The organism is Enterobacter sp. EGD-HP1 (assembly GCF_000733275.2).
In the GTDB taxonomy this organism is placed as follows: Bacteria; Pseudomonadota; Gammaproteobacteria; order Enterobacterales; family Enterobacteriaceae; genus Enterobacter.
The window spans coordinates 385,045-406,589 of the sequence record NZ_AVOP01000023.1 but is presented as its reverse complement, the minus strand read 5'-3'; the positions used below and the strand labels follow the sequence as shown (position 1 = coordinate 406,589).

At 54.8% G+C, this 21,545-nt stretch carries 20 protein-coding genes; 6 read left to right on the top strand and 14 right to left on the bottom strand.

The window, feature by feature from the left end; genetic code table 11:
• Positions 1 to 53: 53 nt before the first annotated feature.
• The 4 genes from N037_RS15575 to xseB all read right to left on the bottom strand — a co-directional run bounded on the left by N037_RS15575 (position 54) and on the right by xseB (position 4,122).
• Positions 54 to 1,028 (bottom strand): aldo/keto reductase, encoded by a 975-nt coding sequence (locus tag N037_RS15575; RefSeq protein WP_023334695.1) that lies wholly within the window; start codon positions 1,026 to 1,028, stop codon positions 54 to 56.
• A 64-nt stretch (positions 1,029 to 1,092) separates the two neighbouring features.
• A complete protein-coding gene (dxs, locus tag N037_RS15570) occupies positions 1,093 to 2,955 on the bottom strand; it encodes a 1-deoxy-D-xylulose-5-phosphate synthase (RefSeq protein ID WP_023334696.1) in 1,863 nt (620 codons plus the stop codon).
• Positions 2,956 to 2,979: 24 nt separating this feature from the next.
• Positions 2,980 to 3,879, bottom strand: a complete 900-nt coding sequence (ispA, locus tag N037_RS15565) for a (2E,6E)-farnesyl diphosphate synthase (RefSeq protein WP_023334697.1) — start codon at positions 3,877 to 3,879, stop codon at positions 2,980 to 2,982.
• Positions 3,880 to 4,122 (bottom strand): exodeoxyribonuclease VII small subunit, encoded by a 243-nt coding sequence (gene xseB / locus N037_RS15560; protein WP_008503331.1) that lies wholly within the window; start codon positions 4,120 to 4,122, stop codon positions 3,880 to 3,882. It abuts the gene before it with no gap.
• A gap of 191 nt (positions 4,123 to 4,313) precedes the next feature.
• Between xseB and thiI the strand changes: the two genes are divergently transcribed.
• Complete coding sequence (gene thiI / locus N037_RS15555) at positions 4,314 to 5,762, top strand: tRNA uracil 4-sulfurtransferase ThiI (RefSeq protein ID WP_032642000.1); 1,449 nt, start codon at positions 4,314 to 4,316, stop codon at positions 5,760 to 5,762.
• Between the two features lie 120 nt (positions 5,763 to 5,882).
• Here thiI and yajL read toward each other — a convergent pair whose 3' ends face one another.
• Both yajL and panE read right to left on the bottom strand, forming a co-directional pair.
• Positions 5,883 to 6,476, bottom strand: coding sequence for a protein deglycase YajL (gene yajL, locus N037_RS15550; protein WP_032641998.1), 594 nt, complete (start codon positions 6,474 to 6,476; stop codon positions 5,883 to 5,885).
• A complete protein-coding gene (gene panE, locus N037_RS15545) occupies positions 6,439 to 7,350 on the bottom strand; it encodes a 2-dehydropantoate 2-reductase (RefSeq protein ID WP_032641996.1) in 912 nt (303 codons plus the stop codon). Before panE ends, yajL begins: the two co-directional genes overlap by 38 nt.
• A 121-nt stretch (positions 7,351 to 7,471) precedes the next feature.
• Here panE and N037_RS15540 point away from each other — a divergent pair, with 121 nt between their 5' ends.
• A complete protein-coding gene (locus N037_RS15540; RefSeq protein ID WP_023334701.1) occupies positions 7,472 to 7,963 on the top strand; it encodes a YajQ family cyclic di-GMP-binding protein in 492 nt (163 codons plus the stop codon).
• Positions 7,964 to 7,993: 30 nt separating this feature from the next.
• On the opposite strand, the gene N037_RS15535 is transcribed toward N037_RS15540, so the two are convergent.
• From N037_RS15535 to N037_RS15500, 8 genes are all read right to left on the bottom strand, one after another.
• Positions 7,994 to 9,355 (bottom strand): MFS transporter, encoded by a 1,362-nt coding sequence (locus tag N037_RS15535; protein WP_023334702.1) that lies wholly within the window; start codon positions 9,353 to 9,355, stop codon positions 7,994 to 7,996.
• A gap of 213 nt (positions 9,356 to 9,568) precedes the next feature.
• On the bottom strand, positions 9,569 to 10,456 hold the full coding sequence (gene cyoE / locus N037_RS15530; protein ID WP_013095848.1) for a heme o synthase: 888 nt from the start codon (positions 10,454 to 10,456) through the stop codon (positions 9,569 to 9,571).
• An 11-nt stretch (positions 10,457 to 10,467) separates the two neighbouring features.
• Positions 10,468 to 10,794: a cytochrome o ubiquinol oxidase subunit IV gene (locus N037_RS15525; protein ID WP_006176899.1), complete on the bottom strand. Its 327-nt coding sequence runs from the start codon at positions 10,792 to 10,794 to the stop codon at positions 10,468 to 10,470.
• Positions 10,794 to 11,408 carry a cytochrome o ubiquinol oxidase subunit III gene (locus tag N037_RS15520; RefSeq protein WP_023334703.1) on the bottom strand — a complete coding sequence of 205 codons (615 nt, stop codon included), beginning with the start codon at positions 11,406 to 11,408 and terminating at the stop codon, positions 10,794 to 10,796. Before N037_RS15520 ends, N037_RS15525 begins: the two co-directional genes overlap by 1 nt.
• Positions 11,398 to 13,389 carry a cytochrome o ubiquinol oxidase subunit I gene (cyoB, locus tag N037_RS15515; RefSeq protein ID WP_014168864.1) on the bottom strand — a complete coding sequence of 664 codons (1,992 nt, stop codon included), beginning with the start codon at positions 13,387 to 13,389 and terminating at the stop codon, positions 11,398 to 11,400. The genes N037_RS15520 and cyoB overlap by 11 nt, the downstream gene beginning before the upstream one ends.
• A 16-nt stretch (positions 13,390 to 13,405) precedes the next feature.
• Positions 13,406 to 14,353 (bottom strand): cytochrome o ubiquinol oxidase subunit II, encoded by a 948-nt coding sequence (gene cyoA / locus N037_RS15510; protein WP_014882770.1) that lies wholly within the window; start codon positions 14,351 to 14,353, stop codon positions 13,406 to 13,408.
• 477 nt (positions 14,354 to 14,830) lie between these two features.
• Positions 14,831 to 16,306: a muropeptide MFS transporter AmpG gene (gene ampG / locus N037_RS15505; protein ID WP_023334704.1), complete on the bottom strand. Its 1,476-nt coding sequence runs from the start codon at positions 16,304 to 16,306 to the stop codon at positions 14,831 to 14,833.
• A gap of 46 nt (positions 16,307 to 16,352) precedes the next feature.
• A complete protein-coding gene (locus tag N037_RS15500) occupies positions 16,353 to 16,931 on the bottom strand; it encodes a lipoprotein (protein ID WP_032641993.1) in 579 nt (192 codons plus the stop codon).
• Positions 16,932 to 17,236: 305 nt separating this feature from the next.
• On the opposite strand from N037_RS15500, the gene bolA reads away from it, so the two are divergent.
• From bolA to clpX, 4 genes are all read left to right on the top strand, one after another.
• On the top strand, positions 17,237 to 17,554 hold the full coding sequence (bolA, locus tag N037_RS15495; protein ID WP_021241655.1) for a transcriptional regulator BolA: 318 nt from the start codon (positions 17,237 to 17,239) through the stop codon (positions 17,552 to 17,554).
• Between the two features lie 330 nt (positions 17,555 to 17,884).
• The gene (gene tig / locus N037_RS15490) at positions 17,885 to 19,183 is read left to right on the top strand and encodes a trigger factor (RefSeq protein WP_023310569.1); all 1,299 of its coding nucleotides are present in this window, start codon (positions 17,885 to 17,887) and stop codon (positions 19,181 to 19,183) included.
• A gap of 260 nt (positions 19,184 to 19,443) precedes the next feature.
• Positions 19,444 to 20,067, top strand: coding sequence for an ATP-dependent Clp endopeptidase proteolytic subunit ClpP (clpP, locus tag N037_RS15485; RefSeq protein WP_010428105.1), 624 nt, complete (start codon positions 19,444 to 19,446; stop codon positions 20,065 to 20,067).
• Positions 20,068 to 20,193: 126 nt separating this feature from the next.
• Complete coding sequence (gene clpX, locus N037_RS15480) at positions 20,194 to 21,468, top strand: ATP-dependent protease ATP-binding subunit ClpX (protein WP_023334705.1); 1,275 nt, start codon at positions 20,194 to 20,196, stop codon at positions 21,466 to 21,468.
• The last annotated feature ends 77 nt before the right edge of the window (positions 21,469 to 21,545 follow it).

Below are 21,545 nucleotides of genomic sequence, written 5' to 3'. Positions count from 1 at the left end.
AAACAGGGGGCGATCGTAGGCCGGGTAAGGCGAAGCCGTCACCCGGCAAGTGTTTACTTAAACCCCACCACCGGATGCTGCTGATACGGCGTCTCCAGCTCGGCAATCTGCTCCGGCGTCAGCGTGATATCCACCGCATTCAGCAGCTCATCCAGCTGTTCTTCCCGCGACGTTCCAATAATCGGTGCTGCGACCCCGCGCTTGCCCAGAAGCCAGGCCAGCGCCACCTGGGCGCGGGTTGCGCCGGTATCGTCGGCAATTCCGGCTAAGCGTTCGGCAATCAGCGCATCGCTGGCTTCTGTAGCGGCATAGAGATTTTTTCCCACTTCATCCGATACCAGACGGGCCGTGGTTTCCCCCCACGGACGGGTCAGGCGGCCGCGCGCCAGCGGGCTCCACGGGATCACCGCCACGCCCTCCTGATGGCACAGCGGCAGCATCTCGCGTTCTTCTTCACGATAGATCAGATTGTAGTGATCCTGCATGGTGACAAAGCGCGCCCAGCCGTGCTGCGCCTGGAGATCCAGCGCCTGAGCAAACTGCGACGCGTGCATAGACGACGCGCCGATGTAGCGTGCTTTCCCGGCTTTGACCACGTCGTTCAGCGCCTCCAGCGTTTCTTCAATCGGGGTGTTGTAATCCCAGCGGTGAATTTGCAGCAGGTCGACGTAATCCATGTTCAGGCGTCTGAGGCTGTCATCAATAGAGCGCAGGATCTGCGCGCGAGAAAGGCCTTCAGTCAGATCGCCTGACGGATAGTAGACTTTGGTGGCAACGACGATGTCTTCCCGGCGGGCAAAATCGCGCAGGGCGCGGCCGACAATCTCCTCGCTGCTGCCGTCGGAGTAGCTGTTGGCGGTATCAAAGAAGTTAATGCCGCCTTCAATGGCGCGTTTGATAATCGGACGGCTGCTCTCTTCCGGCAGCGTCCAGGCGTGGTTTCCCCGATCGGGCTCGCCAAAGGTCATGCATCCCAGACAAAGTCGGGAAACCTTAAGGTCGGTTTTTCCTAATGTTGTGTATTGCACGGTTCCGCTCCTGCTGTTTAAACACCAGGTTTAAGCATAGCAGGAGCGGAAAAGAGGGAAGGGGTCAGTCCAGCCAGGCGCGGATTTTGGCTTCGATACCGGCGGCGTCCAGGCCAATCGCCGCACGGGCTTCATCCTGGGTACCCTGAGGAATGAAATGATCCGGCAGGCCGAGGTTCAGCACCGGCACGGCTTTACGGTTTGCCACCAGCACCTCGTTCACGCCGCTGCCCGCACCGCCCATAATCGCGTTCTCTTCCAGCGTGACCAGCACGTCATGGGTCTCAGCCATACTCAGGATCAGAGAGTCGTCGAGCGGCTTCACAAAGCGCATGTCCACCAGGGTGGCATTCAGCGTTTCAGCCACTTTCGCGGCCTCCGGCATCAGCGTGCCGAAGTTCAGAATTGCCACTTTCTCACCGCGACGTTTGACCAGACCTTTACCGATCGCCAGCTTCTCCAGCGGCTGCAGCTCAACGCCCACCGCATTGCCGCGCGGGTAGCGAACCGCGCTTGGGCCATCCTGATAGTGGTAGCCGGTAAACAGCATCTGACGACATTCGTTCTCGTCGCTGGGCGTCATGATGACCATGTCCGGGATACAGCGCAGGAACGACAGGTCAAACGCGCCCTGGTGCGTCTGGCCGTCGGCACCGACGATGCCCGCACGATCGATAGCAAACAGCACCGGCAGCTTCTGGATCGCCACGTCGTGGATCACCTGATCGTAGGCGCGCTGCAGGAAGGTGGAATAGATAGCGACAACCGGTTTGTAGCCGCCGATCGCCAGGCCCGCTGCAAACGTCACCGCGTGCTGCTCGGCAATGGCCACGTCGAAATACTGGTCAGGGTATTTTCTGGAGAACTCCACCATGCCGGAGCCTTCACGCATGGCAGGCGTCACCGCCATCAGCTTATTGTCTTTTGCGGCGGTTTCGCACAGCCAGTCGCCGAAGATTTTTGAATAGCTCGGCATGCCGCCGCTGCTTTTTGGCAGACAGCCGCTGGACGGGTCAAATTTCGGTACCGCGTGGAAGGTAATCGGATCTTTTTCCGCCGGTTCGTAGCCACGCCCTTTTTTGGTCATGATATGCAGGAACTGCGGGCCTTTCAGGTCACGCATGTTCTTGAGCGTGGTCACCAGACCCAGCACGTCATGGCCGTCAACCGGGCCGATATAGTTAAAGCCCAGCTCTTCAAACAGGGTGCCCGGCACGACCATACCTTTGATGTGCTCTTCGGTACGCTTGAGCAGCTCTTTGATCGGCGGTACGCCGGAGAAGACTTTCTTGCCGCCTTCACGCAGCGAAGAGTAAAGCTTGCCGGAGAGCAGCTGTGCCAGATGGTTGTTCAGCGCGCCGACGTTCTCGGAGATCGACATTTCGTTATCGTTAAGGATAACCAGCATGTCTGGCTTGATGTCGCCCGCATGGTTCATGGCTTCGAAGGCCATCCCTGCGGTGATGGCGCCGTCGCCAATCACGCAGACGGTGCGGCGCTGCTTGTTCTCTTTTTCGGCGGCAACGGCAATACCGATGCCCGCAGAAATGGAGGTAGAGGAGTGGCCGACGCTCAGCACGTCATACTCGCTCTCACCGCGCCACGGGAACGGGTGCAGGCCGCCTTTCTGACGAATGGTGCCAATTTTATCGCGACGTCCGGTCAGAATTTTGTGCGGATAAGCCTGATGGCCCACGTCCCAGATGAGCTGATCGAACGGCGTGTTATAGACATAGTGAAGCGCCACGGTCAGCTCTACCGTGCCAAGCCCGGAGGCGAAATGGCCGCTGGAGCGGCTTACGCTGTCGAGCAGGTAGCGACGCAGCTCGTCGCACAGCTTCGGCAGGCTCTCTTTCGGCAACAGACGTAACTCCTGGGTGGAGTCAACTAACGCCAGTGTCGGGTATTTGGCAATATCAAAACTCATCAAAGGCTCATCGAGATATATAGTTTATTTATTACGCTGGATTATATAGTCCGCTAGCGCTTCCAGTGCCGAGGTATCCAGCGATTGCGCGGCCAGTTTATTTAGCGACTGGCGGGCATCGTCAATCAGATCCCGGGCTTTACGTTGGGCTTGCTCAAGGCCCAGCAGGGCGGGGTAGGTACTTTTGCCAAGCTGCTGGTCCGCACCCTGACGTTTACCCAATGTTGCAGTATCGCCCACCACATCCAGAATGTCATCCTGAACCTGGAATGCCAGACCGATACTTTCTGCGTATCTGTCCAGAATCGGCAGGGCTTTGCGCCCTTGTTCACCCGCGCTCAGCGCGCCCAGGCGAACGGCGGAACGAATCAATGCCCCGGTTTTATGGCGATGAATACGCTCGAGCTGTTCCAGATTAACCTGACGTCCTTCCGCTTCAAGATCCAGTGCCTGTCCGCCGCACATGCCGGCCACGCCGCTGGCCATTGCCAGCTCGGAGATCATCGCCAGGCGGTCGCGGTCGGCCACTTCCGCCATCGGCGCGTCGCTCAGAATCGAGAACGCCAGCGTTTGCAGGGCATCACCCGCCAGAATGGCATTCGCCTCGCCAAACTTGATATGGCAGGTGGGTTGACCCCGACGCAAATCGTCGTCGTCCATGGCCGGGAGATCGTCGTGGATCAGCGAGTAGGCGTGGATGCACTCAACGGCGGCTGCCGGGGCGTCCAGCGTGTTATCGCTGATACCAAACATATTGCCTGTGGCGTACACCAGGAACGGGCGCAGGCGCTTTCCACCCAAGAGTGCGCCATAGTGCATGGCCTCAACTAGTGGAGTGTTCTGAAAAGGCTGTGGCGCAATAAAACGGCGCAGGGCGTCGTTGGCGCGTACGACACGCGCCTGAAGCTCATTGGCAAAATCCATTTACTCGGCGTCCGGTGTGAAAGGCGTGGTTTTCGCGTCTTCGCTGTCGGAAAGCAGGATCTGCACGCGCTGTTCGGCCTGCTGCAGTTTGACCTGCCCCTGGCGCGCCAGCTGCACGCCACGCTCGAATTCGTTGAGCGCCTCTTCCAGCGGGAGATCGCCGCTCTCGAGGCGGGTAACAATTTGCTCCAGTTCACTCAGCGCAGTTTCGAAACTGGCCGGTGCGTCGTTCTTCTTCGGCATAGTGAATTGACTCTTATATTCTCAGCCCCGACATGGTAACGGACTCAGGGCAATTATCAAATAACGCGCAATGTGCACAGGAGCGGCGCGATGGTGGTATACTTGCGCGCCTGGATGCAGCCACGGGTGTGGGCTGCTGTACTCTTTTCCATTACAAGCCTTAATACGCTTGCCTAAGAAACATTGCCGCCATGAAGTTTATCATTAAATTGTTCCCTGAAATCACCATCAAAAGCCAATCTGTGCGTTTGCGCTTTATTAAAATTCTCACCGGGAACATTCGTAACGTATTAAAGCACTACGACGAAACCCTCGCCGTGGTGCGTCACTGGGACCACGTTGAAGTGCGCGCCAAAGACGAAAACAAACGTCAGGATATTCGCGACGCGCTGACCCGTATCCCGGGGATCCACCATATCCTTGAAGTGGAAGATGTTCCGTTCAGCGATATGCACGACATCTTCGAGAAAGCATTGGTCCAGTACCGCGATCAGATCGAAGGCAAAACCTTCTGCGTGCGCGTGAAGCGTCGCGGCAAGCACGAGTTCAGCTCCATTGAAGTGGAACGTTACGTCGGCGGCGGTTTGAACCAGCATGTTGAAACGGCGCGCGTGCGTCTGACCAACCCGGACGTGACCGTGAACCTTGAGATCGAAAACGATCGCCTGCTGCTGGTTAAAGGGCGCTATGAAGGTATCGGCGGCTTCCCGATCGGAACCCAGGAAGACGTATTGTCCCTGATCTCCGGCGGCTTCGACTCCGGCGTTTCCAGCTATATGCTGATGCGTCGCGGCTGCCGTGTGCACTACTGCTTCTTCAACCTGGGCGGTGCGGCGCATGAAATCGGCGTTCGTCAGGTCGCGCATTACCTGTGGAACCGCTTCGGCAGCTCCCACCGCGTGCGTTTCGTCGCGATCAACTTCGAACCCGTGGTCGGCGAAATCCTCGAAAAAGTGGACGACGGCCAAATGGGCGTGGTGCTGAAGCGCATGATGGTGCGTGCGGCGTCCAAAGTGGCTGAACGCTATGGCGTGCAGGCGCTGGTCACCGGCGAAGCGCTGGGCCAGGTTTCCAGCCAGACGCTGACCAACCTGCGTCTGATCGACAACGTGTCTGATACGCTGATCCTGCGTCCGCTGATCTCCCACGACAAAGAGCACATCATCGATCTGGCGCGCGAAATCGGCACCGAAGATTTTGCCCGCACCATGCCGGAATACTGCGGCGTGATCTCAAAAAGCCCGACCGTCAAAGCGGTGAAGGCGAAGATCGAAGCGGAAGAAGAGAACTTCGATTTTGCCATCCTGGACAAAGTGGTGGAGGAAGCCTCCAACATTGATATCCGTGAGATTGCCCAGCAGACCGAACAGGAAGTGGTTGAAGTTGAAACCGTCAGCGGTTTTGGTGCCAGCGATGTGATTGTGGATATTCGTTCTATTGATGAACAGGACGCTAGCCCGCTGAACGTCGAAGGCGTTGAGGTGGTTTCTCTGCCGTTCTATAAGCTGAGCACGAAATTTGGCGATCTCGACAAGAGCAAAACGTATCTGCTGTGGTGCGAGCGCGGGGTGATGAGCCGCCTGCAGGCGCTGTATCTGCGCGAGCAGGGCTTTGCGAATGTGAAGGTGTATCGTCCGTAGTGTGCGGCCTGATGCCCTCACCCCGACCCTCTCCCACGGGGAGAGGGCGCAAACATTAAAAACGGCAACCTTTGGTTGCCGTTTTGCTTTTACCTCGCGCCACCCGGCTTTTTTTATGCACTACTCTTCATAGTAATTATAAATTCCCGCCGGCATTACCAGCGACGACGCCACTTCGTACGCCTTCTCGCGCCCGACCAGCAGGTCAATAATCTTTAAGCCAAAATCAATCGCGGTGCCTGGCCCCTGGCTGGTCAGCAGGTTGACGCGCGGGTCCCAGACGACGCGTTTATCCACCCAGTGCTCTTCCGGGATCGTATCCTTCAGCCCCGGGAAGCCTGTCATATTGCCGATGGGGAAGATATCGTGCGGAACCAGAACCGTTCCGGCGGCGGCACAGATAGCCGCGACGATACGGCCGGATACGTGAAACTGACGCACGGTCTCAACCAGCAGCGGGCTGTCGCGAAAACATTCCGCGCCTTTTAAGCCGCCGGGCAGCACGATGATGTCATAATCGCCGTCAGCCACCTGAACAAGGGGGGCATCCGCGAGAATTTTCACCCCGCGTGAACAGGTGATTTCCAGATTGCCGTCGCTGGCGACGCTGGCGGTGGTGACCTTAATGCCGCCGCGCACCATCAAATCAATGGTGGTGACCGCTTCCATCTCTTCGCTACCAGGGGCGAGGCAGATCAGGGCTGACGCGCTCATATTCACTCTCCTTACGTTTAACCAGGTCATACAGACGGGCGTTTTCCGGCACGGCGATGCCGTGTGCGCGGGCGCGTTTTAGCAGATAGCCGGTGATGTAGTCGATCTCCGTGTGGCGTAATGCCCGAACATCCTGCAACATCGAGGAGATGTTTTCTGCGGTACTCTCAATGACCTGCTCGACATAGCAGCGCAAATCGTCCGCTGAGGTATGCAGGCCTTCCCGCTCAACGACCGCTGCGACTTCCGCACACAGCGTCGCAACGTCCTGCGGATGATTTTTCAGCTCCCCGTTCGGGCAGTTCCATAGCGCCGTCAGCGGATTGATCACGCAGTTTACCGCCAGCTTCCGCCACAGCTGAGGGAGGATGTTGTTGTGCCAGGCCACGTCCGGCAGCACCTTTTGAAGCACATCGGCCAGATAGCTGTAGTCGCCATCCTGTGTTCTGGCGGGGCCGATATGCGTCACCCCGCTGGCGACATGCACGATGATGTTGCCATCGCGGCGGGCAGCGTGCGTGGTTGTCGCCATCAGCAGGGGCTGCGGGACGCTTTTTAGCTCATCAAGGGTCCCCATGCCGTTATGCAGCAGCAGTATGGGGGAAGTGGGGGGGAGCTGCGCGGCCAGCGTCTTTACCGCGTCTGAGACCTGCCACGCTTTGAGCGTCACCAGTAAAAGGTCGCTTTGCGCCAGGAAATCCGGATCGTTCGCGGTGAGGGATTCGTTAAAGATGCTTCCGTCTTCGCCAATCAGGTTTACACTGCAATAGGGCTGGGGCACGCGCAGCCAGCCCTGAACCTCATGTCCGTGCTTGCACAGCGCGGTCAGCCACAGCTGACCAAGCGCTCCGCATCCGAGCACCGTAATTTTCATTGTTCCTCCTCACCTGCAACTGCGCCAGGTGTTACAGCTTAATTATACAGCTAAGCTTCTGTTGAGTTATGCCTCGTAGCGGGTATTATGCAACGCAACAAAAGTGAAGGGAGAAGAAAAGATGCCATCTTTCGATATTGTTTCCGAAGTTGATATCCAGGAAGTTCGCAACGGCGTTGAGAACGCAACCCGCGAAGTTGAGTCACGTTTCGATTTTCGTGGCGTTGAGGCGTCGTTTGAGCTGAACGACGCAAATAAGACCATTAAGGTGCTGAGCGAGTCTGATTTCCAGGTGAATCAGCTGCTCGACATTCTGCGCGCCAAGCTGTTAAAGCGCGGTATCGAAGGGACGTCTCTGGACGTGCCGGAAGAGTTTGTACACAGCGGTAAAAACTGGTTTGTTGAAGCCAAACTGAAGCAGGGCATCGAGAGCGCGGTGCAGAAGAAGATCGTTAAGCTCATTAAAGACAGCAAGCTGAAGGTGCAGGCGCAGATCCAGGGCGAAGAAATTCGTGTGACCGGTAAGTCCCGCGATGACCTCCAGTCCGTAATGGCGCTGGTGCGCGGCGGCGATCTGGGGCAACCGTTCCAGTTTAAAAACTTCCGCGATTAATATAAAAAGCCCGGTTTAACCGGGCTTTTTTTACGCTTTGAGCGCCTGCTCGACCTCGAAGCGGTTGGTCATTTTACTGTCTATTTTGACGTAAGCGCTGCGTTCTTCAGGAACAATAAGCACCTCGGTCACACCCTCTTTGGCTTCCAGACGCTGTTTCAGCGCATCGCTAATCTCCACATCATCCGGGATTTCTACCCGCAGGCTGCTCACGTAGCGCGGCTCTTTCATGGTGCTGGCGACCAGCAGCCATACTGTCGCCAATAGCGCACCGGCGAGGAACACGGTTTGTGAATCAAACAGACCGTCCACCCAGCCGCCGAGCGAGCCGCCGATCGCCACGCCGAGAAACTGGCTGGTGGAGTAGATGCCCATCGCCGTGCCTTTATACCCGGCGGGGGACTCTTTGCTGATCAGCGAAGGCAGCAGCGCTTCCATCAGGTTAAAGGCCAGGAAGAACAGCTGTACGCCGGCAATCAGCTCCCAGAAGTGCGGGCCGGCGCCCCAGAGCACAATTTCGGCAATCAGCAGGACCGCCACGCAGCCCACGAAGACGCGCTTCATTTTGCGCTTCACTTCGGCGTAGATAATGAACGGCACCACGGAGACAAACGAAATCAGCATCGTGACGAGATAGATTTTCCAGTGCTCAGCCGCCGGAAAACCCGCCGCGGCAAGCTGGCCTGGCAGGGCAACGAATGTGGACATCAGCAGAATGTGCAGACACATGATGCCGAAGTTCAGCTTCAGCAGGCGCGGCTCGACAATCACTTTGCTGAAGCAGCCTTTTACCATCCCCGATTCACGGTTCAGAACGTGGTTCTTGCTGTCCGGCACGACCCACAGGGTTAAGGCAATACCGATGGTTGCCAGCACGGCAATCATCCAGAACAGGGCGTGCAGACCCAGCGTGTGCGTAATGATGGGGCCCAGCACCATCGCAATCGCAAAGGTAACGCCAAAGCTCACGCCGATGAACGCCATCGCTTTGGTGCGGTTCTGCTCGCGGGTTAAGTCGGACAGCAGCGCCATCACCGCGGCGGCAATCGCGCCGGAGCCCTGCAGAGCGCGACCGAGAATAATCCCCCAGATGGAGTGGGAGAGGGCGGCAATGACGCTTCCGAGCACAAAGACCAGCAGCCCGCCGACGATCAGCGGCTTTCGGCCTACCCGATCAGAGAGCAGGCCAAACGGGATCTGGAATACCGCCTGCGCCAGACCGTAGATGCCGATCGCGAGGCCAATCAGCGCCTCGCTGGCCCCCTGCAGCGCCATACCGTACGTGGTCAGAACAGGCAGGACCATAAACATGCCAAGCATCCGTAGCGAGAAGACAGTCCCTAAGCCCCAGGTCGCGCGTAGCTCGCCTGGCGTCATTTTATAATCGTTCATTGCCACCTCAGTTCAAAAGCAGGCACTAGTTTAGGCGGGGTGTTAATTGCGGTAAATAGGTGTTTGTTTAAGAGATATTACCATCGTGCAAAACCGCGTCGGGTGGCGGCGATGCCTTACCCGACCTACCGATCCCGTAGGCCCGTGCAAGCGTAGCGCCGCCGGGCAAAAAAAAAGCCAGGTGATTAACCTGGCTTTTTCAATTCAGCACACTTACCAGACGTAAGTCAGCAGGTTGTGTGAATCTGGCACCATGAAGTCCACGGACATCATCACGGACAGCGAGGTGATGGCCACAATCGAGAACACAAACAGTTTGCGCGCCCAGACTTTGTCATCTTCCACTTTGTAACCGCGCAGCGCCATACCGAGCCACCAGACGCTCACCGCAGCGGCTACCGCCAGATATTTGTATCCAGCGTAACCGCCCAGAGAGAGCATCAGCGTTGCCACGGCAAAGGCGATGATGTACAGCGTGATGTGGTTCTTGGCAACCGAAATGCCCTTCACGACCGGCAGAACCGGAATGTTCGCTGCCTGATAATCCTTAAAGCGGAAAATCGCGATGGCATAGGAGTGCGGCATCTGCCACAGGCTAAAGATAGCCAGCAGGATCAGCGCACCGCTGTCGAACTCGTTCGTGACCGCGCAGTAGCCAATCACCGGCGGCGCAGCGCCGGAGAGAGAACCAATTAGCGTGCCGTAGACGGAGTGGCGTTTCATATACAGGCTGTAGACGCCCACATAGACCACGAACCCCATCACCCCCAGCCAGCAGGCCAGCGGGTTAGCACCAAACCACAGCAGCATAAAGCCAGCAATACCCAGCAAGGTGGCGTACACCAGCGAGACGGAAGGGGCGATCAGGCCTTTCACCAGCACCCGATTTTTGGTCCTTTCCATCTTCTTGTCGATATCCATGTCGATGTAGTTGTTAAATACACAACCGGACGCAACAACCAGTGACACACCGACCAGCGTGTAGATGAAGAGGGTGTAATCAATGCTGCCCTTAGAGGCCAGCAGGAACCCTCCGATCACGGAGATCAGGTTGCCAAAGATGATGCCTGGTTTCGTTACTTGCAGGTATTGCTTAAACATACTCGCCGCTCTTAGTGAACCATCATGTTGTAGTTGAGGTTCCACATAATCCAGATGGAACCGACTACCAGGATAGCGATGATAATCACGGTAAAGATAAAGGCGGTCATATTCCAGCCTTCATCGGACTTGGTGTTCATGTGCAGGAAGCAAACCAGATGCACCAGAATCTGAATCACCGCGGTCACCAGGATTGCACCCAGAATAACCGGTTTAGACGCAGAACCGCTCATCACCATCCAGAACGGGATTACCGTCAGGATGATCGACAGGATGAAACCTGTCATGTAGGTTTTTACGCTACCGTGGGAAGCGCCATGATCGTTTGAATGACTCATTACATCGCCCCCATCAGATATACAACAGAGAACACACAGATCCACACCACGTCCAGGAAGTGCCAGAACAGGCTCAGGCACATGATACGGGTACGGTTAGTGCTGGTCAGGCCGCGACGGGATACCTGGAACATCAGTACCGCCATCCAGATCAGACCAGAGGTGACGTGCAGACCGTGGGTACCGACCAGCGCGAAGAACGCGGACAGGAAGCCACTGCGATCCGGACCGAAACCTTCCAGAATCAGGTGATGGAATTCATAGATTTCCATCCCGATAAATCCAGCACCAAACAGCCAGGTCAACGCCAGCCAGGAAACAACCTGGCTCTTGTTGTTTTTGTACATGGCGATAGCCGCCATGCCGTAGGTGATGGAGCTGAATAACAGCAGTGCGGTTTCAACCAGAACGAACGGCAGTTCAAAGATGTCCTTGCCAGCCGGGCCGCCCGCCGTGCCGTTCACCAGAACGGCATAGGTCGCGAACAGACAGCAGAACAGAATGCAGTCGCTCATCAGGTAGATCCAGAAACCGAAGACTTTGGTCGGTCCTGTATCGTGGTGCGCATGCTCATGCGCGTGGGCAGTTGAGTGCGCCAGAGTATCAGTTGCCATTTTTCAGCCCCGCTTTAGAAATCTCGTCGAAATGCTGATTTTCCAGCTTCTCAACTTCACGGACTGGTACGTAGTAGTCCACGTCCTCGTCAAAGCTCTTCACAATCCAGCTGATTACGATGCCGGCGAAGCCAACAATCGCCATCCACCAGATGTGCCAGATCATTGCGAAACCAAATACCGTTGCGAAGGCGGCAATGACAATGCCCGCACCGCTGTTTTTCGGCATGTGGATCTCTTCGTAATGAGCTGGTTGCTTGTACGCTTCACCTTTCTCTTTCATTTCCCAGAATGCGTCGCGTTCATGAACCTGCGGCACGATGGCAAAGTTATAGAAAGGAGGTGGAGAAGAGGTTGCCCACTCCAGCGTACGGCCACCCCATGGGTCACCGGTCAGGTCACGGTTCTGATCGCGGTCGCGAATAGACACGTAGAACTGAATCAGCTGAGACGCGATACCACAGGCAATCAGCACGGCGCCGCCCGCTGCAACCATCAGCATTGGGTGGAACTGCGGATCGATCTGCTGGCTCAGACGACGGGTCATACCCATGAAGCCCAGCACGTACAGCGGCATAAATGCCACGAAGAAGCCGATGATCCAGAACCAGAATGCGCGTTTACCCCATTTTTCGTTCAGCGTGAAGCCGAACGCTTTTGGCCACCAGTAGGTTACGCCAGCGAAGCAGCCGAAGACCACGCCACCGATGATAACGTTATGGAAGTGCGCAATCAGGAACAGGCTGTTGTGCAGAACGAAGTCAGCACCCGGTACCGCCAGCAGTACGCCGGTCATCCCACCTACGGAGAAGGTCACGATGAAGCCGATGGTCCACAGCATTGCTGAGTGGAACACGATACGGCCCTGATACATGGTGAACAGCCAGTTGAAGATCTTCACCCCGGTAGGGATGGCGATAATCATGGTGGTAATACCGAAGAAGGCGTTTACGTTCGCGCCCGCACCCATGGTGAAGAAGTGGTGCAGCCAAACGATGAACGACAGAACGGTAATACACACGGTTGCCCACACCAGAGAGGTGTAACCAAACAGACGTTTACGCGAGAAGGTTGCCGCGATTTCGGAGAACACACCGAACACAGGCAGAACCAGAATGTACACTTCCGGGTGACCCCAGGCCCAAATCAGGTTGATGTACATCATCATGTTGCCACCCATATCATTCGTGAAGAAATGGGTGCCCAGGTAGCGGTCCAGGGTCAGCAGCGCGATGGTGACGGTCAGAATTGGGAAGGAGGCAATAATCAGGATGTTGGCGCACAGAGATGCCCAGGTAAATACCGGCATCTTGAACATGGTCATGCCAGGGGCACGCATCTTGATAATGGTCACGAAGAAGTTGATACCGGTCAGGGTAGTACCGACACCGGAGAGCTGAAGCGCCCAAATCCAGTAGTCGACGCCAACGCCCGGACTGTACTCAATTCCTGACAGCGGCGGGTAAGCCAGCCAGCCGGTCTGCGCGAATTCGCCCACACCCAGTGACAGGTTAACCAGGATAACGCCGACAACCGTGAACCAGAAGCTCAGGTTGTTCAGGAACGGGAACGCCACGTCGCGCGCGCCGATTTGCAGCGGAACGACAACGTTCATCAGACCGATAACCAGCGGCATCGCCACGAAGAAGATCATGATAACGCCGTGGGCGGTAAAGATCTGATCGTAGTGGTGCGGCGGCAGGAAGCCGGCTTCACCCGCAGAAGCGAGCGCCTGCTGGCTACGCATCATGATCGCATCCGCAAAGCCACGAATTAACATGACGATACCGACGATGCAGTACATGATACCGAGTTTTTTGTGGTCAACCGAAGTCAGCCACTCGTTCCACAGGTAGCTCCACTTACCGAAGTAAGTGATCAGGGCCAGTAAGGCCGCGCCACCAATGATAATTGCAGCCACCGTAACCACGATAATCGGTTCATGGTAGGGCACTGCATCCAGTGTCAATTTTCCGAACATTTTCTTCCTCGGCCCCTTAGTGAGCGGTTTCCGCGTGGCTCATGTCCATGCCTTCCATACCTTCGTGCGCGCTGTGCTCGCCTTCAGGCTGGGTCATGTCCATGCTCTTGCCGTGATCCATAAATTTGCCAATAACGTCTTTGAACAAATCTGGTTTCACATTAGAGAAGTACTCCACCTTGTTGTATTCGCTTGGTGCAGCCACTTTTTCGAACGCCGCCATGTCAGACATGGTGTTTGGAGACTGCTTCGCTTTTTCAACCCACTGGTCGAAAGCGGCACGGTCTGGCGTCGCAATAGCTTTGAACTTCATACCTGAGAAGCCCGGGCCGCTATAGCTGGCGGAGATACCATCATAGGTGCCTGCTTCATTCGCGATCAGGTGCAGGTTGGTCTGCATTCCGGCCATCGCGTAGATCTGGCTACCCAGACGTGGGATGAAGAAGGAGTTCATTACGGAGTTGGAGGTCACTTTGAACTGAACCGGAGTGTTCGCCGGGAAGGCGATTTCATTCACGGTAGCAATACCCTGCTCCGGATAGATGAAGAACCATTTCCAGTCCATGGAGACCACTTCAATGGTAATAGGTTTCTCATCGTGAACCAGCGGTTTGCTTGGCTCAAGTGCGTGAGTGGTTTTCCAGGTCAGTACGGCAAGGAACAGGATGATCAGAATAGGTACCGTCCAGACCACAGCTTCCACTTTATTGGAGTGTGACCAGTTAGGGCTATACTTCGCATCTTTATTGCTCGCACGATACTTCCAGGCGAAACCAACAGCCATCAAAATGGCAGGAATAACCACAATCAACATCAGGCCAAAAGCCGTCAATATCAGTGAACGTTGTTCCAGTCCAATCTGTCCTTTGGGGTCTAGTAGTGCAGAATCGCAGCCACTGAGTAATACAGTGCCCGCGAATAATGACAACCATCCCAAACTTTTATTGTATTTCCCGAGTCTCATTTAACGACCTCAATTCCACGGAGTCTGGTGGCGTTTAAAGTGTGCGGGCATTTTACGGGAAGGTTACATTACTGTAAACATCATTAGGCCTGTGTCAGGAAGGTGTTACCGGGTTCTGCCGCACGTGTCACAAGTGTTGCAAATTATGTCGGTTTTTATGACCGAAGCCGCATGGCGCGGGCTTTATAACGAAAGGACCCCCAAGCATACCCTAAAAGGGGCAATTGGTATAACCATTGTTAAAAATAAACAAAAAATTAACAATTAATTATCAATAAAAAGACATCTAAAAAACGAAAAATCAAACTCTCGTATGCTGAATCGTTTAATGAAAAATAGCGTTTTGGAATGGGAGCCAATAATTTCCAAATCCTATCCCGCACAAAACAACAAATATTTTTTTAGCGGGTGGTGGCTATTTCGCCGTTATAATTTCGCTTGGTGATTACAACGGGAAATAACCTTTCGCATTTTTCTTCAGGTCATCTGCGTTTTACGCAACGCCATGAAATCGAGCAGACCCCCTGTCAGGATCCCGGCGATAGCCAGCAGGGCTCCGACGTCCAGCAGCAGGGCTTCTATGGGAAGTGCGAGTGACGTGCTGGCATTAAGAATAAGCACCACAAGCCAGAGTGCCAGAGCAGCGCAGCCCACCATTAACAGACGTAACGCAAAACGGTAGGCGCGGTGATATTCGGTTCGCGGCATAAAGTGTTCGGTCCGCTGGGTATATTCCAGCGTCTGACGGCAGACCAGCAGCAATAAAATTCCCGGCACGGCAGCCACGACTGAAAAGAGATAAAATGTTGGCCAGCCGTGGGCTTCCACGAACCAGCCGGCAATTGGGCCCACGTACACGCGGCCAACGGCGGAGAGCGCCGAGAGCAGCGCGAACTGGGTAGCAGAAAATGATTTGTTGCACAGGGTCATCAGCAGAGCGACAAACGCCGCGGTGCCCATACCGCCGCAGAGGTTTTCGAAGAACACCGCCGCGGCCATGCTGATCGTATGTTTGTCGGTAATCGACAGCAGCCAGTAGCCTGCGTTAGAGGCGCCCTGAAGGATGCCGAAAATCAGCAGCGCGCGAAACAGCGTCAGACGCTGCATCAGCACGCCGCCATACAGTGCGCCGACGATGGTCGCAAACAGCCCCAGCGTTTTATTCACCACGCCCACTTCACCGGCGTCAAAACCGACACCCCGGATCAGGAAGGTGGTGGTCAGGCTCATGGCAAAGGCATCGCCCAGCTTATAAAGGACGATGAGCAACAGGATCAGCCAGGCGTTGTTGCGGCCAAAAAAGTCGCGTAGCGGTTCGGCGACCGCCTGCTCCAGCGAGCGGGGAACCGGGATGACATCACTCGGTTCGGGCGCGAACAGCGTCGCGATAATGCAGGGGATCAGCAGGGCGGCCATCAGCCAGTACATGCCCTGCCAGCCGAGGTAACGGTCGGCGAGCCACAGCGCCAGCCCGCCGGAAACCAGCATCCCGAGGCGGTAGCCCAGCACGCTGATTGCCGCACCGGCGCCACGCTCTTCCGCAGGTAACACATCCGTCTTCCAGGCGTCGAATACGATATCCTGAGAGGCGGAGCAGAAGGCTATCACCACCGCAAGCGCGGCCATCCAGCGCAGCTGCGTGGCGGGCTCAAGAAAACCCATCGCCGCAATGGCCAGTAGCAGCAGGATCTGCGTCATCACTAACCAGCCGCGCCGACGCCCGAGGAAAGGCGGCGTATAGCGATCCATGACCGGAGACCACAGGAACTTAAAGACATAGGCCTGGCCCACAAGCGAGAAGAAACCGATGGTTTTAAGATCGATGTTCTCAACCGTCATCCACGCCTGAAGCGTGCCGGAAGTGAGTGCGAGGGGTAAACCCGAGGCGAAGCCGAGGATCAGCAGAATCGCTGATTTCGGTTGCTGGAAAATGCGTAAGTAATGGCTGGACATGTTTTTATAAAACTGACCCGGTGATACACCGGGTCAGAGAGCGGGATTAACGCGCGTTCTGTTTGATGAAGTCGTGAATGCTGGTGTCCTGCGCCATGTCGGAAATGGTATCCGTCAGCACGCTGTTAACCGCATCAGCAATATTTTTATTCGATGCCTGGAACGCACCCTCAACAGAGTAGCTGGCGCGGTAGTTTTTGGTCATCTTGTTGCCATTCTTCGCGGTGGCAATGATGGCGATATCCGCTTTAGTCGCGATGTTGTAGCGCACGTTGCCCTGAGACACGTCAGCGTACAGGTTGTTCACGATGATCTGCAGATCGACCGCGCCGCTTGGGCCAATCATGTAGCCGCGAGCGGTCATCTGTTTCTCCAGCACTTCCTGGAGCAGGAAGCGCAGGTCGCGGGACGCGGTGAGGGTAACCTGCTGGTTATCGCGGGTCACTTTTGCCAGCGCCTGGTCCTGACGCTGATCGGCACTGTTAATGCTCACAGTAACGCCCATCAGGCTTGGGTCCTGCTGAGGCAGGGTGATTTTTGGTGAGACATCAATGGTGGTTGGCGGGGTAGCGCAGCCTGCCAGCATAAATAGGGCTACCAACGGAAAGAAGAGTTTTTTTAACATTTTCGGGTTCTCAACGAATCGTAAGCATATAAAGAGAAAAATTGTCGCCATCATAACATCGCCAACGGCGAGGGGAAGTGGTCAACGCATGTAAATTCATCGCCTTGTCCGAAAACTGACCAATTCACCGTTTTTCCCAATCCGTGTATGACAAAACGCATGAGTCTCACAGTGAACTTCATTCGTTTGAATGAGAAAATCAGACGAAAGCTAAATATTTGTTGTCAAGGTGTAATGGAAACGGTAAAAGCGGCTAACATTTAAAGGGATGGGTGACATCCTGGCGTTGTCGGAGGAGTAATTTCATGATGATACGTGAGCATATAGAAGATAAATTAAGGGCAGCGTTCAACCCTGTGTTCCTCGAAGTCGTCGACGAAAGCTATCGTCATAACGTACCGGCAGGTTCTGAAAGCCACTTTAAAGTGGTTCTGGTTAGCGATCGCTTCACGGGAGAACGTTTCCTGAATCGACACCGCTTGATCTACAGCACCTTGACGGAAGAACTCTCCACGACCGTGCATGCGCTGGCACTGCATACCTACACCATTAAGGAATGGGAAGGCTTGCAGGATACGGTTTTCGCATCGCCGCCCTGTCGCGGTGCAGGCACTATCGCCTGATAAATCGGATTTGCAACGGCTGGAGCTTTTCCAGTATGTTGCTTACAGATTTCCTCAAAACGGCCTCCGGGCCGTTTTGTTTTGTCTGAGTTTTGAGCGGATGGTGCGATTTTAAGGCTAAAAATAGCCTTAAAGTGTGAAAAAAGCCGCAGCAACATGCCCCAACCGTTCTCGACTCACCTAAGTGATGCCGCTATAATGCCGCGTCTTATTGAATGTCTTCGGGATGATTCTGGCGACAGGGAATGTGAATCTGCACTAAGAGAGCATCCCGGTATAACAGACAGATTCAGAGTTGACCGAGCACTGTGATTTTTTTGAGGTAACAAGATGCAAGTTTCAGTTGAAACCACTCAAGGCCTTGGCCGCCGTGTAACGATTACTATCGCTGCTGACAGCATCGAAACTGCTGTGAAAAGCGAGCTGGTCAACGTAGCAAAAAAAGTACGTATTGACGGCTTCCGCAAGGGCAAAGTACCAATGAATGTTGTTGCTCAGCGTTATGGCGCTTCCGTGCGTCAGGATGTGCTGGGTGAACTGATGAGCCGTAACTTTATTGATGCGATCATCAAAGAAAAAATCAATCCGGCCGGCGCGCCAAACTACGTCCCAGGCGAATACAAACTGGGCGAAGACTTCACCTACTCCGTAGAGTTCGAAGTGTACCCGGAAGTTGAGCTGAAAGGTCTGGAATCTATCGAAGTTGAAAAACCCGTTGTTTCCGTGACTGACGAAGACGTTGACGGCATGCTGGATACCCTGCGCAAGCAGCAGGCGAACTGGAAAGAGAAAGAAGGCGCTGTTGACGCTGAAGACCGTGTCACCATCGACTTCACCGGTTCTGTAGACGGCGAAGAGTTCGAAGGCGGTAAAGCGTCTGACTTCGTACTGGCAATGGGCCAGGGTCGTATGATCCCAGGCTTCGAAGACGGTATCAAAGGCCACAAGGCTGGCGAAGAGTTCACCATCGACGTGACCTTCCCTGAAGAATACCACGCTGAAAACCTGAAAGGGAAAGCAGCGAAGTTCGCTATCAACCTGAAGAAAGTTGAAGAGCGCGAACTGCCAGAACTGACTGAAGAATTCATCAAGCGTTTCGGCGTAGAAGATGGTTCCGTAGCGGGTCTGCGTACAGAAGTGCGCAAGAACATGGAACGCGAACTGAACGGTGCGGTGCGTAACCGTGTGAAATCTCAGGCGATCGAAGGTCTGGTGAAAGCCAACGAAATCGACGTTCCAGCTGCCCTGATCGACAGCGAAATCGACGTTCTGCGCCGTCAGGCTGCACAGCGTTTCGGTGGCAACCAGCAGCAAGCGATGGAACTGCCGCGCGAGCTGTTCGAAGAGCAAGCGAAACGCCGCGTTGTTGTTGGCCTGCTGCTGGGCGAAGTGATTCGTACCCACGAGCTGAAAGCTGACGAAGAGCGTGTGAAAGGCCTGATCGAAGAGATGGCTTCTGCATACGAAGATCCATCAGAAGTGATCGAGTTCTACGGTAAGAACAAAGAGCTGATGGACAACATGCGCAACGTTGCCCTGGAAGAGCAGGCTGTTGAAGCGGTACTGGCGAAAGCGAAAGTGACCGAAAAAGCGACCTCTTTCAACGAACTGATGAACCAGCAGGCGTAATTTCGCCCCAAAGGTTTAAAGTTTGAACAGAAAACCCGTTGCCTTGCGGCAGCGGGTTTTTTTTATCGCAGCGATAGCCCAGGAAGAGTGCTAAAACGCCCTTTCGGTGTTAGCGTAACAACAAAAGGTTGTTATGCTTGAAATAGGGCACTGTGAACCCCATAAGTACGTAATCATGATGAATGAGACTGGCTGATAATCCGTCCGTAAGGTTACAATCAGTACAGCAGGTGTTTTCAATTTTGATCCAGGAGACGGAAATGTCATACAGTGGCGAACGAGATAACTTTGCACCCCATATGGCTCTGGTGCCAATGGTTATTGAACAGACCTCACGTGGTGAGCGTTCTTTTGATATCTATTCCCGTCTGCTCAAGGAACGCGTTATCTTTCTGACCGGCCAGGTGGAAGACCACATGGCTAACCTGATCGTGGCGCAGATGCTGTTTCTGGAAGCGGAAAACCCGGAAAAAGACATTTACCTGTACATTAACTCCCCGGGTGGCGTGATTACAGCAGGTATGTCCATTTATGACACCATGCAATTCATCAAGCCTGATGTAAGCACTATCTGTATGGGTCAGGCTGCATCGATGGGCGCATTCCTGTTAACAGCAGGGGCGAAAGGTAAGCGTTTCTGCTTGCCAAATTCCCGCGTGATGATTCACCAGCCGCTGGGCGGTTACCAGGGGCAGGCGACGGATATCGAAATCCACGCCCGCGAAATTCTGAAAGTAAAAGCGCGCATGAATGAACTTATGGCGCAGCATACGGGTCAACCACTCGAGCAGATCGAGCGCGATACCGAGCGCGATCGCTTCCTCTCTGCTCCAGAGGCAGTTGAGTACGGCTTAGTCGACTCCGTGTTGACCCATCGTAATTGATGCCCGTGACGCGAGTGTGCCGCTATACTAAGGTAGGGCGGCACGCTGCTGATTGCAGCTTGCGTCTTAGAATGGCATTTGCGTCGTCATGTGCGGCACAAAGAACTTAAAAAGAGGTTTGGACTCATGACAGATAAACGCAAAGATGGTTCGGGCAAACTGCTGTACTGCTCTTTTTGCGGCAAAAGCCAGCATGAAGTGCGTAAACTGATTGCCGGGCCGTCCGTGTATATCTGCGACGAATGTGTCGATTTATGTAACGACATCATCCGCGAAGAGATTAAAGAAGTCGCACCGCACCGTGAGCGCAGCGCGCTGCCAACGCCGCATGAAATTCGTCATCACCTTGACGACTACGTCATCGGACAGGAGCAGGCCAAGAAAGTGCTGGCGGTAGCGGTCTATAACCACTACAAACGTCTGCGTAACGGCGACACCAGCAATGGCGTGGAACTGGGTAAAAGTAACATTCTGCTTATCGGCCCAACCGGTTCCGGTAAAACGCTGCTGGCGGAAACCCTGGCGCGCCTGCTTGATGTTCCGTTCACTATGGCGGATGCCACCACCCTGACCGAGGCCGGTTATGTGGGTGAGGACGTCGAAAACATCATCCAGAAACTGCTGCAGAAGTGCGATTACGACGTACAGAAAGCCCAGCGCGGGATTGTTTACATCGATGAGATCGACAAGATCTCCCGTAAATCAGACAACCCGTCCATCACCCGTGACGTATCGGGTGAAGGCGTACAGCAGGCACTGCTGAAGCTGATCGAAGGTACGGTTGCCGCCGTTCCGCCACAGGGTGGTCGTAAACATCCGCAGCAGGAGTTCCTGCAGGTTGATACCTCCAAGATCCTGTTCATCTGTGGTGGTGCGTTTGCCGGTCTGGATAAAGTCATCTCCCACCGTGTTGAAACCGGCTCCGGCATTGGTTTCGGCGCAACAGTGAAAGCAACGTCCGAAAAACCGAACGAAGGCGAGCTTCTGTCTCAGGTTGAACCGGAAGATCTGATCAAATTCGGTCTGATCCCTGAATTCATTGGCCGTCTGCCGGTTGTGGCAACGCTGAATGAACTGAGCGAAGACGCGCTGATCCAGATTCTGAAAGAGCCGAAAAATGCGCTGACTAAACAGTATCAGGCGCTGTTCAATCTGGAAGGCGTTGATCTGGAATTCCGCGACGAAGCGCTGGATGCTATTGCCAAGAAAGCGATGATCCGTAAAACCGGTGCCCGTGGTCTGCGTTCAATTGTTGAAGCGGCACTGCTCGACACCATGTACGATCTGCCGTCGATGGAAGACGTTGAGAAAGTGGTGATTGACGAGTCCGTCATCAGCGGCCAAACCAAGCCGCTGCTGATTTACGGCAAACCGGAAGCGCAGCAGGCATCTGGCGAATAATTCACCAAATCATACAAGCAGTTAATCAAAAAGGGGGGATTTTATCTCCCCTTTACTTTTTCCGTATTCATAGCGTT